Annotated in this window: 15 protein-coding genes; 8 read left to right on the forward strand and 7 right to left on the reverse strand. The window is 66.6% G+C overall.

What is annotated here, in order from left to right:
* Window positions 1–3: 3 nt before the first annotated feature.
* From AC6CR5_RS27225 to AC6CR5_RS27245, 5 genes are all read right to left on the reverse strand, one after another.
* A complete protein-coding gene (locus AC6CR5_RS27225) occupies window positions 4–921 on the reverse strand; it encodes an aldo/keto reductase (protein WP_049055368.1) in 918 nt (305 codons plus the stop codon).
* A 66-nt stretch (window positions 922–987) separates the two neighbouring features.
* Window positions 988–1,698 carry a Bax inhibitor-1/YccA family protein gene (locus AC6CR5_RS27230; protein ID WP_006389307.1) on the reverse strand — a complete coding sequence of 237 codons (711 nt, stop codon included), beginning with the start codon at window positions 1,696–1,698 and terminating at the stop codon, window positions 988–990.
* Window positions 1,699–1,861: 163 nt separating this feature from the next.
* Window positions 1,862–2,308 carry a hypothetical protein gene (locus AC6CR5_RS27235; protein WP_024068113.1) on the reverse strand — a complete coding sequence of 149 codons (447 nt, stop codon included), beginning with the start codon at window positions 2,306–2,308 and terminating at the stop codon, window positions 1,862–1,864.
* A 61-nt stretch (window positions 2,309–2,369) separates the two neighbouring features.
* Entirely contained in the window at window positions 2,370–2,831 is a 462-nt protein-coding gene (locus AC6CR5_RS27240) for a DNA polymerase III subunit chi (RefSeq protein ID WP_006389309.1), read from the reverse strand.
* Window positions 2,832–2,853: 22 nt separating this feature from the next.
* Window positions 2,854–4,359, reverse strand: coding sequence for a leucyl aminopeptidase (locus AC6CR5_RS27245; RefSeq protein WP_498085081.1), 1,506 nt, complete (start codon window positions 4,357–4,359; stop codon window positions 2,854–2,856).
* 55 nt (window positions 4,360–4,414) lie between these two features.
* Between AC6CR5_RS27245 and lptF the strand changes: the two genes are divergently transcribed.
* Complete coding sequence (gene lptF, locus AC6CR5_RS27250) at window positions 4,415–5,515, forward strand: LPS export ABC transporter permease LptF (protein ID WP_026382561.1); 1,101 nt, start codon at window positions 4,415–4,417, stop codon at window positions 5,513–5,515.
* A gap of 100 nt (window positions 5,516–5,615) precedes the next feature.
* Here lptF and AC6CR5_RS27255 read toward each other — a convergent pair whose 3' ends face one another.
* Window positions 5,616–6,536 (reverse strand): LysR family transcriptional regulator, encoded by a 921-nt coding sequence (locus tag AC6CR5_RS27255; protein ID WP_006389312.1) that lies wholly within the window; start codon window positions 6,534–6,536, stop codon window positions 5,616–5,618.
* Window positions 6,537–6,707: 171 nt separating this feature from the next.
* Here AC6CR5_RS27255 and AC6CR5_RS27260 point away from each other — a divergent pair, with 171 nt between their 5' ends.
* The 4 genes from AC6CR5_RS27260 to AC6CR5_RS27275 all read left to right on the forward strand — a co-directional run bounded on the left by AC6CR5_RS27260 (window position 6,708) and on the right by AC6CR5_RS27275 (window position 11,123).
* Window positions 6,708–7,925 carry an ABC transporter substrate-binding protein gene (locus tag AC6CR5_RS27260; RefSeq protein WP_498085082.1) on the forward strand — a complete coding sequence of 406 codons (1,218 nt, stop codon included), beginning with the start codon at window positions 6,708–6,710 and terminating at the stop codon, window positions 7,923–7,925.
* Between the two features lie 96 nt (window positions 7,926–8,021).
* Window positions 8,022–9,515 carry a CoA-acylating methylmalonate-semialdehyde dehydrogenase gene (locus AC6CR5_RS27265; RefSeq protein WP_020924676.1) on the forward strand — a complete coding sequence of 498 codons (1,494 nt, stop codon included), beginning with the start codon at window positions 8,022–8,024 and terminating at the stop codon, window positions 9,513–9,515.
* Between the two features lie 93 nt (window positions 9,516–9,608).
* Entirely contained in the window at window positions 9,609–10,553 is a 945-nt protein-coding gene (locus AC6CR5_RS27270) for a CysB family HTH-type transcriptional regulator (RefSeq protein ID WP_006389315.1), read from the forward strand.
* Window positions 10,554–10,793: 240 nt separating this feature from the next.
* Window positions 10,794–11,123, forward strand: coding sequence for a DUF2325 domain-containing protein (locus tag AC6CR5_RS27275; protein WP_006389316.1), 330 nt, complete (start codon window positions 10,794–10,796; stop codon window positions 11,121–11,123).
* A 190-nt stretch (window positions 11,124–11,313) separates the two neighbouring features.
* Here AC6CR5_RS27275 and AC6CR5_RS27280 read toward each other — a convergent pair whose 3' ends face one another.
* On the reverse strand, window positions 11,314–11,973 hold the full coding sequence (locus AC6CR5_RS27280; RefSeq protein WP_026382559.1) for a C40 family peptidase: 660 nt from the start codon (window positions 11,971–11,973) through the stop codon (window positions 11,314–11,316).
* Between the two features lie 314 nt (window positions 11,974–12,287).
* Between AC6CR5_RS27280 and AC6CR5_RS27285 the strand changes: the two genes are divergently transcribed.
* The 3 genes from AC6CR5_RS27285 to AC6CR5_RS27295 are packed head-to-tail and all read left to right on the forward strand — an operon-like array spanning window position 12,288 to window position 15,918.
* Window positions 12,288–14,177, forward strand: a complete 1,890-nt coding sequence (locus AC6CR5_RS27285; RefSeq protein WP_006389318.1) for a propionate--CoA ligase — start codon at window positions 12,288–12,290, stop codon at window positions 14,175–14,177.
* Window positions 14,174–14,581 (forward strand): heme-binding protein, encoded by a 408-nt coding sequence (locus AC6CR5_RS27290; protein WP_020924672.1) that lies wholly within the window; start codon window positions 14,174–14,176, stop codon window positions 14,579–14,581. The genes AC6CR5_RS27285 and AC6CR5_RS27290 overlap by 4 nt, the downstream gene beginning before the upstream one ends.
* The gene (locus AC6CR5_RS27295) at window positions 14,578–15,918 is read left to right on the forward strand and encodes an MFS transporter (protein ID WP_047992218.1); all 1,341 of its coding nucleotides are present in this window, start codon (window positions 14,578–14,580) and stop codon (window positions 15,916–15,918) included. Before AC6CR5_RS27290 ends, AC6CR5_RS27295 begins: the two co-directional genes overlap by 4 nt.
* Window positions 15,919–16,153: the final 235 nt, after the last annotated feature.

The raw sequence follows: 16,153 nt of genomic DNA on the forward strand, positions 1-16,153 counted from the left end.
GCTTCAGCCCAGCAGGGCGGCGATGCGTTCGCGCAGCGCCGCGTCCGGTTGCGGCCCGAAACCGGCCCGCGCGTTGTCCGCCATGTTGGCCGGCTTGGAGGTGGCGGGGATGACTGCGGTGACGGCCGGGTGGCCGATGATGAATTTCAGGAACAACTGGGCCCACGAGGTGCAGCCGATTTCGGCGGCCAGCTCTGGCAGCGGCCGGCCCTTGACCTGGCGGAACAGCGCGCCGTCCTGGAAGGGCCGGTTGATGAGCACCGCGACACCATTGGCCTGGCAGGCCGGCAGCAGGCGCTTTTCGGCGTTGCGGGCGCCGACCGACAGGTTGATCTGCAGGAAGTCGGGCTTCTCGCGTTCGACCAGTTCGGTGAGTTCGTCGTGGGCGTGGTCGGTGTAGTGGGTGATGCCGATGTAGCGCGTCAGGCCTTGCCGCTTCAGGTCGCGCAACAACGCCAGTTGGTTGCGGGTGTCGATGAGGTTGTGCACCTGGATCAGGTCGAGCTTGTCGGTGCGCAGCGCGCGCCGCGACTGTTCGATCTGGCGCCTGGCCGCATCGTGTCCCTGGACGCTGATCTTGGTGGCCAGGAATACCTGCGGACGCCGGTCCGGCTCGCGCGCCAGCAGCGCGCCGGTGACGGTCTCTGCCAGGCCATAGCTGGGGGCGGTGTCGATCAGCGAACCGCGCCCGTCCAGCAGCGCGTCCACCACCTGGGCCAGCGGCGCCATCGCGGCCGCATCCGACGGCGATACGTTGAAGGTGTCGGCCGTGCCGAGTCCGACCACAGGCAGCATCTCGCCGGTCGACCAGATGGGGCGGGCCAGCATCGGCTGTCGCGTGGTCAGCGCCCCTGCCGCCCACGGCTGGGCCAGCAGGGAAGCGCAGGCGGCGGCTTGCAGGAATCGGCGGCGGTCGGGCATGGCTCGCTCCAATGAAAAAGGGCCTGCATGTTGCATGCAGGCCCTTGCGACTGTAGCGCGGCGCGCTTATTCGCGGTTGCCGCCGAAGATGCCCAGCAGCATCAGCAGGTTCGAGAAGACGTTGTAGACGTCCAGGTAGATGGCCAGCGTGGCGGACACGTAGTTGGTTTCACCGCCGTTCACGACGCGCTGCAGGTCGACCAGCATGAACGCCGAGAAGATCACGATGGCCAGCACCGAGATGGTCAGCATCAGCGCGGGCAACTGCAGGAAGATGTTGGCCAGGGCCGCCACCAGGATCACGACGGCGCCGATGAACAGGAATTTCTGCAGGCCGGACAAGTCGCGCTTGATGGTGGTGGCCAGCGTGGCCATCGTGCCGAACACGATCGCGGTGCCGCCGAAGGCCGTCATGACCAGCTGCGAGCCGTTGCTGAAGCCCATCACGAAACCGAGCAGGCGCGACAGCATCACGCCCATGAAGAACGTGAAGGCGAGCAGCAGCACCACGCCCAGCGAGTTGTTCTTGTTCTTCTCGATGGCGAACATCATGCCGAAGGCGCCCACCAGGAACACGATGGCGGACAGGCCCGGGCTGGCGCCCATGACCCGGTTGATGCCGGTGTACAGGCCGACGGCCGCGCCCAGCACGGTCGGGATCAGCGAGAGCGCCAGGAGCCAATAGGTGTTGCGCAGCACTTTGTTGCGCACGACCTCGCCCGGCGCGCCGGCGAGGGCGCCGGAACGGTTGAAGGGGGACGGACGATATTCGTTCATGGAGGACTCCTGTGTACGGCAGAAATTGATTTGCCTAGAAGGCTTAGATGCCAAGGATACCTTACAGTTCCCTGAAGAATCCAGTTTTCGAAGGAATTAACGCATCGGGCGGACCCGCATGATCCTGCGGTATGACCCCATTATGGGGACGCTTGCGCCGGTTTCAACCTGGCCTGACGTCCCGCAGCACCCGGGCGACGATGCGGGGCAGTTCTTCGTCCATGTGCGCCTGGATCCGGGTGATGGCGTCGGCCAGGGCGGCGCGCATGGCCTGCTCGACTTCCGCCTGCAGGCGGGCGGCCAGGATCGCGGGCGGGGGCGTGTCGGACGGCATGGCCGTGCCGGCGCCGTCATCCGGGGCGTCCGTGAGTAGCGGCACGCCGTGGTCGTCGACGGGGTCGGTGAGCAGCGGGAAATCGTCGCCGCCGGCCGGATCCGTCAGCACGGGGACATCCGCGTCGGCCACTTCCGTCAGCAGGGGAAAGGCGTCATCGGGGTACGCATCGGTGGCGCCGCGCGCCGCGCCGACCGGCGGCGCGGATGGCGACAGCGTCGGTTCGGCCCGTTGGGTCAGGGTGGGGATGCCGGGATCGGAAGGGTGGTGGGGCATGGGGGCTCCCGAGGATCGAGATGGCGCCGCCCGGGGCGGCGCGAGGGGGCGTAAAGGGCGCTCAGGCGCCCGACTGGCGCTGGCTCAGGTCGTGGCTCTGCGGCGTATGGCCGGCGCCCTGGTAGGCGCGCCAGCGCTGGCGCGCGGCCTGCTTGTCGTCGGGATCGTCGGAGACGATTTCGAGCAGGCGCTCGAAGGCGTCGAAGCCCGGGGGGCAGGCATCGTCGAGGTTGAGCAGCCAGGGCTGGGGCTGGCCGTCCGCGACGGCGGCCTGGGCCGCCTGCCAGGGATCACCGGCGGTCAGGACGACGGGCGTTTCGGCCGCCAGCGGATCGTTGGCCAGGACGTGCGGCACGAACGAGGTGTCGTCGAAGGCCCAGAGCATGCGATCGAAGGCCGCCAGGCGCGAGCCTTCCTTACAGTACACCACCAGCCGCTGACCCGCCAGGTAGCGCTTGCGCACCACCTGGCAGGCCATGCGCAGGCGGTCGGGCGCGCCGAAGGCGAAATCGATGCGCGTCATGCCGGTTTCCGTGCGTGGCGGTTCAAGCCTGATCCAGCAGGAACTGCATCAGCAGCGGCACGGGACGGCCCGTGGCGCCCTTGTCCTTGCCGCTCTTCCAGGCGGTGCCGGCGATGTCCAGGTGGGCCCAGCGGTACGACTTGGTGAAGCGCGACAGGAAGCAGGCGGCCGTGACCGCCCCGGCCGGGGGGCCGCCGATGTTGGCCAGGTCGGCGAAGTTGGACTTGAGCTGTTCCTGGTAGGCGTCGTCCATCGGCATGCGCCAGGCGGTGTCAAGGGACTGGCGGCCGGCGGCGGACAGGGCCTCGGCCAGCGCGTCGTCCTTGGTGAACAGGCCGGTGTTGACGTGGCCCAGGGCCACGACGCAGGCGCCGGTCAGGGTGGCGATGTCGATGACGGTGGACGGCTTGAAGCGCTCGGCGTAGGTCAGCGCGTCGCACAGCACCAGGCGGCCTTCGGCGTCGGTATTGAGGATCTCGATGGTCAGGCCGGCCATGCTGGTGACCACGTCGCCCGGCTTGTTGGCCTTGCCGCTGGGCAGGTTTTCGCAGGCCGGGATCAGGCCGATCACGTCCAGCGGCAGTTCCAGTTCGGCCAGCGCGCGGAACGAGCCGAGCACGCTGGCGGCGCCGCACATGTCGTACTTCATTTCGTCCATGATGGCGGCCGGCTTGAGCGAGATGCCGCCGGCGTCGAAGGTGATGCCCTTGCCGACCAGCACGATGGGGCCGTCGGACGCCTTGGCGCCCTTCTTGGCGGGCTTGCCGGCGTGGCGCAGGACGATGAAGCGCAGCGCTTCCTCGGAGCCGCGCGCCACCGACAGGAACGAGCCCATGCCGAGGGCCTCGACCTGCTTGCGGTCCATGACTTCGACCTTGAGCGACTTGAATTCGCGCGCCAGGCGCTTGGCGGTGTCGCCCAGATAGGTGGGGGTGCAGATATTGCCCGGCAGGTTGCCCAGGGTGCGGGTCAGTTCCATGCCGTTGGCGATGGCGGCGCCTTCGCGCAGGCCCTTCTGCGCCTGGCTGGCGTCGGCGCGCTCGACGATCTGCACGATCTTCTTGAGCTTGGGACGGGCGTCGCGGTCGGGCTTGCCGAAGCTGGCGTCGTAGTGATAGGTGGCGCTGCCGGCGGCGATGGCCGCGCTGCGGGCGCGGGCGATGAGGGCCACGTCGGCGATGGGGTTGGCGGCCAGGGTCGACACGCCTTCGGTCAGTTGCGCGGCGACGCAGGCGGCGGCGAAGGCCTGTTCGGCGGAGGCGTGGGCGCGGGCCGAGTATTCGTCCTGCTTGCCCAGGCCGACCAGGACCACGCGCTGGGCCGACACGCCCGGCAGGGAACGCAGCACCAGGGTCGAGCCGGCACGGCCGCGGAACTCGCTCTTGGCGACGGCGCGCACGGCGCCGTTGGAAGCGCGGTCGATCAGGTCGGCGGCGGGGCTCAACACGCCGTCGGCGTAGATCCCGACCGCCAGCGCGGCGGTTTTGATCTGGTGCAGGGAAGCGGTGGTCTGTGTGCTAAATTCCATGAGGGTTTCCCGTGTGCGTCTGTATGATGCGGTCGATTATCCCGCATATTCTCCCATGTCTCTATTCAAACGCTCTGTCGTCAGCGAGATCACCAGTCACGCTGGCGTTGTCTTTTCCACGTTGCTCATCGTATGGCTCAGCGTGCTGCTGGTGCGCCTGCTCGGTGAGGCGGCGGGCGGCAACATCGGGGCGGACGTCGTGCTCGTGCTGGCCGCGCTGTCCACCATCACGGCCTTGCCGACCATCCTGGCGGTGTCGGTCTTCATCGCGGTGCTCACCACGGTCACGCGCAACTATCGGGAATCCGAGATGGTGGTGTGGTTCGCCAGCGGCCTGTCGCTGGCAGACTGGCTCAAGCCGGTGCTGCGCGTCGCCGTTCCCGTGGCCATCGCGGTCGCGGGCCTGACGCTGGTGGCCGCGCCGTGGGCTTATCGCCAGATCGGCGAATACCATGAACGCTTCGAGCAGCGTTCCGACCTGTCCAAGGTGACCGCGGGCCAGTTCGCGGAGTCGGCTGGCGGCAATCGCGTGTTCTTCGCCGAGGACCCGGCCAAGCCTACCGACGAACTGGGCAATGTGTTCGCGCGCGAAACCGGCCCCGAATGGCTGAGCGTCCTGACCGCCAGCAGCGCCCATAGCGAAACCCTGCCCAATGGCGACCGCTTCCTGGTGCTGGGGGAAGGGCACCGCTATGACCTCAAGCCGGGCACGCCCGAGATCCGCCTGGTGCACTTCGAGAAATACGGCCTGCGCCTGGAGAGCAAGGGCGGCGATGACCCGGTCGCCGAGGCCCGCGCGGCCGCCGAACGCTCGTCCAAGGCCCGCACCACGCCGCAGCTGATGGCCGACAACACCAGCAGCAGCTGGTCGCAGGTGATGTGGCGCATTTCGCTGCCGCTGGCCGCGCTCAACCTGGCGCTGCTGGCGATCCCGCTGGGGGCGGTGAATCCGCGCTTGGGCCGTTCCGGCGACCTGCTCATCGCCGGCCTGGTGGGCCTGCTCTACATGAACCTGATCAACCTGTCGCGCGCCTGGATTTCCAATGGCAAGCTCAGCTTCGGCGTGGGCACGGTGGCGATCCACGTCGTCGTGGCCATGTTCACGGCATTCCTGCTGATGCGCCGCCTGCGGGTCAAGGCGCCCAAGAACAGCTAGGGGCGGAAAGCGCGGCCCCGCCACGCAATCATGGCGGCCGGCCGAGGGTGGCCGCCGCGCTTGCGGCGCGGCTGCCCCGGTCCCGGATTGCCAGGCCTGCTCAGGGCAGGTATTTCATGGTGCCGCGCTTGCCGGCCAGCAGGTCGGCGTTCCGTAGCACCGACTTGCGGATGAATTCCCACAGCACCGTCACGCGCTTGAGCTTGCGCAGGTCCTCGTGGCAGTACATCCAGAACGATCGCGTGATCTCCACTTCCTTTTCCAGCACCGGCTTGAGCCGCGGATCCTGCGCCGCGATGAAGCAGGGCAGGATGGCCAGCGACTGGCCCTGCAGCGCCGCGTGGTATTGCGCCACCACGCTGGTGCTGCGCAACACCACGCGGCTGGCGGGCAGCAGGTCTTCCAGGTAGCGCAGGCGTTCGCTGAACAGCAGTTCGTCGACGTAGCCGATGAAACTGTGCCCGGCCAGGTCGGCGCGGCCCCGGATCGGTGGATGACGGGCCAGGTACTCGGGCGTGCCGTACAGGCGCAAGGTGTAATCGCACAGCTTGCTGCAGACGTACGGGCCGCGCTGGGGGCGCTCGATGGTGATCGCCAGGTCGGCCTCGCGCTTGGACAGGCTGACAAAGCGCGGCACCGGCAGGATGTCCAGCGTGATGTGCGGATAGCGCCGCTGGAAGTCGGCTGCGAGCGGCGTCAGCACGTAGCTGCCGAAGCCCTCGGTGGCGCCGATGCGCAGGTGGCCGGACAGCGCCTGCCCGATCCCCGACAGGGTTTCGCGGGCGCTGTGCACCGTGCTTTCCATCTGCTCGGCGTGCACGAACAGGCGCTGGCCGTCCTCGGTCAGCACGAAGCCGGCGCTGCGCGACTTCTCGAACAGCAGCGTGTCCAGCTCGGTTTCCAGCGCGCGGATGCGGCGCGATACCGTGGTGTGCTCGACCCCGAGCCTGCGCGCCGCGGCGCTGACGCGCTGGGTTCGGGCGACCTCCAGGAAATACCGCAGACTGTCCCAATCCAGCACGTTTTTCGCTCCTGACAGGCTTGTGCATTGATGCACAAGGAATGTGCATTTCTGGTGTTGCTTGTTGATTTTCACACATCTACACTGGGTCGGCAGCCCTGGGAGACAACCGCCAGGAGCCGCAGGCCGCAAAGACGGCGCCATAACGCATAAAACTCAGGAGACAAATCCATGGAATTGCACGCACGCGGGCTGGCCGCAGGCTTCTGTCTGGGCGCTGCCCTGTTGAGTCAGGCGCACGCGGCGGATAAACCGCCCGTGAAGATCGGCATCCTGACCGACATGTCGGGCACCTACGCCGGCATGGGCGGGCCGGGTTCGGTGGCGGCGGCGCAGTTGGCCATCGACGATTGCCTGGCCGCGGAATGCAAGGGCATGAAGATCGAACTGGTGTCGGCCGACAACCAGAACAAGGCCGACGTGGGCGCGGCCAAGGCGCGCGAGTGGTTCGACCGCGACGGCGTCACCGCCATCGCCGACCTGACCAACTCGGCCGTGGCGCTGGCGGTGCAGGGCATCGCGCGCGAAAAGAACAAGGTCGTGATGTTCTCCGGCCCGGCCACCACGGCGCTGACCAACAAGGAATGCTCGCCGGTTGGCTTTCACTGGATGTTCGACACCTATTCGCAGTCCGCCGGCGGCGCCAAGGCCACGGTCAGGGCGGGCGGCAAGTCCTGGTACTTCATCACCGTCGACTACGCTTTCGGCCATTCGCTCGAGGCCGACACGGCCAAGGCGGTCAAGGCGCTGGGTGGCACTGTCGCCGGTAGCGTGCGCCATCCGCTCAACGCCCCCGACTTCGCTTCGTACCTGCTGCAGGCGCAAAGCTCCAAGGCGCAGGTGGTGGCGCTGGCCAATGGCGGCCAGGACACTGTCAACGCGGTCAAGCAGGCGCGCGAATTCGGCATCGTGGCCGGCGGCCAGCGCCTGGTGTCGCTGCTGATCTTCCTGTCCGACCTGCGCGCGCTGGGGCTGGAAAGCGCCCAGGGGCTGTCGTACGTGGACGGCTTCTACTGGGATTACGACGACGCCACGCGCCAGTGGTCGACGCGCTTCGAGAAGGCCTTCCGCGGCCTGAAGCCGACCATGACGCAGGCCGGCGTGTATTCCAGCGTGCTGCACTACCTGCGTTCGGTGGCGGCCTCGGGCAGCACCGACGGCAAGGTGGTGGCCGACAAGATGCGCGAGCTGCCGATCAAGGATCCGATCATGCGCAATGCTTCGATCCGGCCCGACGGCCGGGTGATCCACGACATGTACCTGTATGAGGTGAAAAAGCCGTCCGAATCCAAGGGCGGTTGGGATTATTCCAAGCTGGTGGCCACCATCCCGGCGGCCGAGGCCTTCCAGCCGCTGGCCGATTCGGCCTGCCCGCTGGTGCAGAAGTAAGGCGCGGCGCGCCGCCGGCAGACCCGGCGGCGCGCGCGCGAGATCCAAGAACGCGGATTCTATCCGCATCGACTATGCAGTTGTGAGGAGCATCAAATGAGTGAAGTCCCCCGCGTTCCGCTATTGATCGGCGGCAAGCTCGTGCAGTCCAAGACCACCGAATGGCGCGACGTGATCAACCCCGCCACCCAGGAAGTCGTGGCCAAGGTGCCGTTCGCCACGCGCGCCGAACTGGACGAGGCCATCGCCAATTCCAAGGAAGCCTTCAAGACCTGGCGCAACAGCGGCCAGGGCGCGCGCATGCGCGTCATGCTGAAGTTCCAGGAGCTGCTGCGCGCCAACACCGCCAAGCTGGCCGAGATGATCACCCGCGAGCATGGCAAGACCCTGCCGGACGCCGAGGGCGAAGTCGGACGTGGCCTGGAAGTGGTCGAGCACGCCTGCTCGATCGCCAACCTGCAGCTGGGCGAGTACGCCGAGAACGCCGCTTCGGGCATCGACGTCTACACGCTGATCCAGCCGCTGGGCGTGTGCGCGGGCATCACCGCGTTCAACTTCCCGGTGATGCTGCCGTGCTTCATGTTTCCCATCGCGGTGGCCTGCGGCAATACCTTCGTGCTCAAGCCGTCCGAGCAGGATCCGACCTCGTCGCTGTTCCTGGCCCAGCTGGCGCTGGAAGCCGGCCTGCCGCCGGGCGTGCTGAACGTGGTGCATGGCGGTCCGGAAACGGCCAACGGCCTGTGCGAGCATCCCGACATCAAGGCGGTGTCGTTCATCGGTTCGACCCGCGTCGGCACCGAGATCTACAACCGCGCCTCGGCCGCCGGCAAGCGCTGCCAGTCGATGATGGGCGCCAAGAACCACTGCGTGATCCTGCCGGACGCCGATCCGGAAGTCGCGCTGAACCAATTGCTGGGCGCCGCGTTCGGCGCCGCAGGCCAGCGTTGCATGGCCTCGTCGGTGGCCGTGCTGGTGGGCGAGGCCCGCAACTGGCTGCCTGATTTCGTCGAGCGCGCCAAGAAGCTCAAGGTCAATTCCGGCACGGACCGCGCCGCCGACCTGGGCCCGCTGGTGTCGCCGAACGCCAAGAAGCGCGTCGAAAGCCTGATCCAGAAGGGCGTGGACGAAGGCGCCAAACTGCTGCTGGACGGCCGCAATCTGAAGGTCGCCGGTTTCGAGCAGGGCAACTTCGTGGGCCCGACCGTGTTCGAGGGCGTCACCGAGAACATGACCATCTACACCGAGGAAATCTTCGGCCCGGTGCTGTGCGTGGTCGGCGCGGAAACGCTGGAAGAAGCGGTGGAATTCATCAACCGCAACCCCAACGGCAACGGCGTGGCCCTGTTCACGCAGGATGGCGGCGCGGCGCGTTACTTCCAGAACAACATCGACGTCGGCCAGGTCGGCATCAACGTGCCGATCCCGGTGCCGGTGGCATGGTTCAGCTTCACCGGTTCGCGCGGTTCCAAGCTGGGCGACCTGGGTCCCAACGGCAAGCAGGCGGTGCAGTTCTGGACCCAGACCAAGACCGTCACGGCGCGCTGGTCCGCCCATGCCAAGACCGTGAACACCACGATCTCGATGCGCTGAAACAGGGACGCCTTGTCCTAAGCTTATATAAATAAGTCATATAACAAGGCGTCCTTATTACTTATAATTGGCCCGTCTATCAGGGGCCAATTCATGAACCTGCAGCAATTTCGTTTCGTGCGCGAGACCATCCGGCGCGACTTCAACCTGACCGAAGCCGCCCGGATGCTCTATACCTCCCAGCCGGGGGTGTCCAAGGCCATCATCGAGTTCGAGGACGAGCTCGGTATCAAGATCTTCGAGCGCCACGGCAAGCGCATCAAAGGGCTGACCAAGCCCGGCCTGGCGGTTTCGCAGGTCATCGACCGCATCATGCGCGAGGTCGACAACCTCAAGAAGGTCAGCGACGAGTTCGCGCGCCGCGACGAGGGTGGCCTGGTGATCGCCTGCACCCACACCCAGGCGCGTTATCTGCTGCCGCGCGTGATCCCGGCATTCCGCAAGCAATTTCCCAAGGTGCATCTGTCGCTGGCCGAAGGCAGCCCGGCGCAACTGGCCGAAATGGTGCTGCACGAGCAGGCCGACCTGGCGCTGGCGACCGAATCGCTGGCGCTGACGCCCGGCCTGGCCACCCTGCCGGTCTACGCCTGGGAGCACACCGTGGTGGTGCGGCCCGACCATCCGCTGGCCGAGCTGACCTCCAGCGCCGCCAAGCGCCTGTCGCTGGCGCAATTGGCCGAATACCCCATCGTGACCTACGACCGCGCCTTCACCGGCCGCAGCACGATCGACGAGGTCTTCGCCAACCAGGGCATCCATCCGGACATCGTCCTAGAAGCGATCGACGCGGACGTGATCAAGACTTACGTCGACGTGGGCCTGGGCATCGGCATCATCGCGGGCGTGGCCTATGACCCGCGTCGGGATTCCAGCCTGGTGGGCTTGCCGGTGGGGCACCTGTTCGGCACGCACACCACCCGCGTCGGCGTGAAGGCCGGGGTGTTCCTGCGGGACTATGTCTATACGTTCCTGGAAATGCTGGCGCCGTCGCTGACCCGCGCCGTCGTCACGGAAGCGGTGCAGGGCACGCCGAAATAGGGCTGCCCGGCCGCGCGCCGGAGCAATCGGACGAAAGGCGGCGCCCCTTCCGGGGAGCCGTTTTTTTTGCCCGCACGCCCGTGGCAGGGGCATGGCGGGCGGCCGGAGAGGGGGGGGGCTCGCTATCCCTTTCGACGAGCTCATAAAAATTATTAGATAAGAACTGATCTCATTTGAGTTGACTAAAAAATAGGAATCATTATCATTACATCCAGTCTCAACGACCCAGTGAGGTTCAACATGACGGCAGGATTGAGTGCAGTGGTAGTGGGCGCCGACAGGCTCGGCAACATCCCGGATCTGCTCAAAGGACACAATATTTCGATCACCCACCACATCAGTGGCCGTGATCCTTCGCATCAGAAGAAGACGTTGCAATTGCCCTCGGGCACCCAGTTGGTCATCCTGCTGACCGACTTCCTGGGCCACAACGTCATGAAGACCTTCCGCAACGCGGCGCAGCGCGGTGGCATCCGTGTCGTGGCTTGTCGCCGTTCGGTGTGCAGCATGCAGCAGGCCCTGCAGCAATGCGGCCTGTGCGCAGGAGCTGCGGGAGCCGCGGTTCACTGATACCGCGCCTGACCGTCGTACGGACCGCCGTACGCACCGATTACTGGGGAGGCCGAAACGGCCTGCGGCCCCAAAGGTCGCGAAGAGGAATGTAAAACGCCGCCGGACTGGAATGGTCCGGCGGCGTTTTGCCGTATGGAGGATTGCGGGCAGCGCGCGAGGGCGCAAGAATGCTCGCGCGGGCTTGGGTTCAGTTGGCGGCGCGAGCCGTGGCGAGCAGGCTGTTGTCGATGCGGCGGGCGCCGTTGTAACGCTTGGACCAGTACGCCATGGTCATGTTCTCGACGCGCACCACGCCGCCGGAGCTGGGCGAATGCACGAAGCGGTCGTCGCCCAGGTAGATGCCGACGTGGGAATAGCGGCGGCCCATGGTGTTGAAGAAGACCAGGTCCCCGGCCTTGAGCTCGTTCTTGGCGATGGAAACGCCTTGCTGCGCGATCTCGGCGGCGTTGCGGGGCAGTTTCAGGCCCAGCGAGCGCTCGGCGGTGTAGGCCACCAGGCCGCTGCAATCGAAGCCGGTATCGGGGGAGCTGCCGCCGAAGCGGTAGCGGATGCCCAGGTAGTTCAGGGCTTCGCTGACCATGGCGTTGTCGCTGCTGACACCGCTGTGGCTGCGTTGGCGCTCGCGCTTGAATTTCTGCACCACCAGCATGCCGATGGGATCATCGGCGGTGGCAACCCATTCCGTCTCGTAGGGATCGATCTCGGACGTATAGGCGGTGGACTTTTGATTGGTGCTTGCACAACCCGCCAGACCCGCGACGCACGCCACCAGCGCCAGCAAACGCAGACCGCGGTTCGCCTGGCCAGAGGATGAATTCAGTCGCGCGCTTTTGGAGTGTCGATGCATTCGCCTGGGGAAGGTTGCCGCCTGTTTCGCATTTTTCGGGGTAATAAAGCGTCAAAAACGCTAAAAAACACCTGAATAGCTGAAATCAAGCAGCCAACCAACAGATATGTTGTGTACAACTTCGCGGGGATTCTACCAAACTTTTAAGACTGGTTCGTTACTGTAACCAGCCCGGCGCCCGTGCGGCGTAGACGCGTGGCAGAATTTTTTGACCTGCGGCAAGCCTGGTGCAAGGTTTGCCGACCAAAATGACCGAAGGATTCAAAAAGAAAGCAATCAGCCATAAGGCGTATGCACAATAACAGGAGACAAAAATGCAAAAAACCAGGGATTTCCATTACCGCTCGGTGCACGACCGCGATGCCTTCTGGCGCGAGCAGGCCGATCGGGTGCACTGGGAAACGCCGTTCGAATCCGTCCTGGATTTTTCGCGGCCCCCATTCGCCAAGTGGTTCGTGGGCGGAACGACCAACCTCTGTTACAACGCCGTCGACCGCTGGCTGCCGACCCAGGCCGACAAACCGGCGTTGATCTGGGTCTCCACCGAGGTCGAGCGCGAACGGGTCTACACCCGCCAGGACGTCTATGAAGAGGTGAACGCGGCAGCCGCCATGCTGCAGGACCTGGGCGTGGGGCGGGGCGATCGGGTGCTGCTCTACATGCCGATGGTGCCCGAGGCGGTCTTCACCATGCTGGCCTGCGCCCGCATCGGCGCGGTGCACTCGGTGGTGTTCGGCGGATTTGCCTCGGTCAACCTGGCGCAGCGCATCGACGATGCCGCGCCCAAGGTGGTGGTGTGCACGGACGGCGGCTCGCGCGGCGGCAAGGTGGTGCCCTACAAGCCGCTGCTGGACCGGGCGCTGGCCCTGTGCAAGACGCCGCCGGCTTCGGTGGTGGTGTTCGACCGCGGCCTGGCGCCGTTCGAACCGGTGGCCGGCCGCGATCTGGACTATGCCACCCTGCGCGCCGCCCAGCGCGGCGCCCGCGTGCCGGTGGCATGGCTGGAGTCGTCCGAGCCCAGCTACATCCTGTACACGTCCGGCACCACCGGCAAGCCCAAGGGCGTGCAGCGCGACACCGGCGGCTACGCCGTGGCGCTGGCGTCGTCGATGGAGTACCTGTTCAACGGCAAGGCGGGCGACACGTTCTTCTGCACCAGCGACATCGGCTGGGTGGTGGGGCATTCCTATATTGTGTATGGCCCGCTGATCGGCGGACAGGCGACGGTGCTGTACGAAGGCACGCCGGTACGCCCGGACGGCGCCATCCTGTGGAAGCTGGTGGAGCAGTTCGGCGTCAACACGCTGTTTTCGGCGCCGACGGCGGTGCGGGTGCTCAAGCGCCAGGACCCGGCCTTGCTGCGCAAGCACGACCTGTCTTCGCTGCGCGCGGTGTACCTGGCCGGCGAGCCGCTCGATGAACCCACCGCGCAGTGGATTTCCGAAGGCCTGGGCAAGCCCATCATCGACAACTATTGGCAGACCGAGTCCGGCTGGCCGATCCTGTCGGCGCAGCCGGGCGTGGAAAAGGTGCCGACGCGCTTCGGCAGCCCGTCGTTCCCGGTCTATGGCTTCGATGCGCGCATCGTCAGCGAATCCAGCGGCGAGGACCTGGGACCTGACCAGAAGGGCGTGGTCGCCATTGTGCCGCCGTTGCCGCCGGGCGCCATGTCGACCATCTGGGGCGACGACGAGCGTTTCGTCCAGACCTATTTCACGTCGATCCCGGGGCGCCAGGTGTATTCCACCTTCGACTGGGGCCTGGTCGACGCGGATGGCTACTGGTTCATCCTAGGCCGCACCGACGACGTGATCAATGTGGCCGGCCATCGGCTCGGCACGCGCGAGATCGAGGAATCCGTCAACAGCCACAGCGGTATTGCCGAATGCGCGGTGGTGGGCGTGGCCGATGCGCTCAAGGGGCAGGCGGCGATGGCGTTCGCGGTGCTGAAGAATCCCGCCGCGGCCGAAACGCCGGAGGGCGCAAAGCAGCTGGAAGCGGATATCATGCGGCTGGTGGAAGATCAGCTGGGAGCCGTGGCGCGGCCCGCCCGCATCCGGTTCGTCGGCGCGTTGCCCAAGACCCGCTCGGGCAAGGTGCTGCGCCGCGCGATCGTCGCGGTATGCGAAGGCCGTGATCCCGGCGACCTGACCACGATCGAAGATCCCACCGCCCTAGAACAGATCAAGGAGTCGCTGCAATGAACACCAAACCCGTGCTGACCGCCGAAGACGTCAAGAAGATCCTGGCCGCGGCCGAGGCACACGCCCTGCAGAACAAGTGGGCAGTCACCATCGCCGTGTCGGACGACGGCGGCCACCTGCTGGGCATGCTGCGGCTGGACGACGCCGCGCCCATTTCCTCGCACATCGCGCCGGCCAAGGCCAAGACCGCGGCCCTGGGCCGCCGTGAATCGCGCATCTACGAAGAGATCATCAACAACGGCCGCTATTCCTTCCTGTCGGCCCCGCTGATCGAAGGCATGCTGGAAGGCGGTGTGCCGATCGTGGCCAATGGCCAGGTGGTGGGCGCGGTCGGCGTGTCGGGCGTGAAGTCGACCGAAGACGCCCAGATCGCCCAGGCTGGCATCGCCGCGCTGGGCCTGTGAGCCAGGAAACGCCGCGGCAGGCGCCCGCCGGCGCCGCCGCGTCCGCCGGCGGGGAGGCGGACGGCAGTCCGCTGAACCCCGGCGTGGCCAAGCGCGAGGTCTGGGCCTGGGCCATGTACGACTTCGCCAATTCCGGCTACACCACCGTGATCCTCACGGCGGTGTTCAGCACGTATTTCGTCGGTGTGGTCGGCGGCCGCGCGCCGTGGGCCACGCTGGCCTGGACCGCGGCGCTGTCGCTGTCCTACCTGCTCATCATGTTGACGATGCCCACGCTGGGCGCGCGCGCCGACGCCCGCGCCGGCAAGCGGCGGCTGCTCTACAGCAGCACCATCGGTTGCGTGGCGGCCACGCTGGTGCTGACCCAGGCCGGGCCGGGCGACGTCTGGCTGGCGCTGGCCGCCATCGTTGTCTCCAACTATTGCTACTGCGTCGGCGAGTCCGTGGTGGCGGCGTTCCTGCCCGAACTGGCCAAGCCGTCGGCGCTGGGGCGGGTGTCGGGCTGGGGCTGGAGCTTCGGCTACTGCGGCGGCATGCTGACCCTGGGCCTGTCGCTGGTGGTGGTGAAACTGGCCGAGGCCGACGGGCTCGACGCCGAGCACTTCGTGCCGCGCGTCATCCTGGTGACCTGCGCGGTGTTCGCGCTGGCGGCGCTGCCCTCGTTCTTCCTGCTGCGCGAACGCGCGCGGCCATCCGGCGAGCCGCAGGCGGCGCTGGCCATGCTCAAGCGGCTGGCCTACGCCTGGCGCGAGACCGGCCAGCATTTTCCCGAGTTCCGCCGGCTGCTGATGTGCATCGCCTGCTATCAGGCCGGCATTTCGGTGGTGATCACGCTTGCCGCGGTGTATGCCTCGGAGGTCATGGGTTTCACCACGCCGCAGATCATGCTGCTGGTGTTCACCGTGAACATCGGCGCGGCGGCCGGCGCGTTCTCGTTCGGCTATGTGCAGGATCGCATCGGCCACAAGCCGGCGCTGGCGATCACGCTGTGCGGCTGGATCCTGATGGTACTGGTGGCCTACGCCGCGGTGACGGCGCCGGTGTTCTGGGTGGCCGCGACGCTGGCCGGCTTGTGCATGGGCACGACCCAGAGCGCGGGCCGCGCCATGACCGGCGCGCTGGCGCCGACGGGGCGCCTGGCGGAGTTCTTCTCGCTGTGGACGTTCGCGGTGCAGCTGGCCGCGGTCATCGGACCGCTGACCTACGGTCTGGTGACCTGGGGCACGCATGGCAACCACCGCCTGGCGATCCTGGTGACCGGACTGTTCTTTGTCGGCGGCCTGGTCCTGCTGTCGCGCGTGGACATGGCGCGCGGCCTGGCGCGCCGCGCCGCGTAAGGGCGCGTGCGGTCGCCGCAACTGATATTCTTATGAAGTCCCGGATGCCGCCGCGGCGCCTCGCGGCGCGGCGGCATCCGGCGGGTTGCGTATTGCGTTGTCGGTTGTCGATGCCGTTGCCGCCACGATTGGCGCACGTTCCTGCGGAATACGGGCTTATGGCCCGTATTTTGCGTAAGGTGCCCGTAAGAGCGCGGCGATACGGTTGCGAGTGGCAGTCAGATAAAAGCGGCAT

This window comes from Achromobacter sp. EG18 (assembly GCF_059759395.1).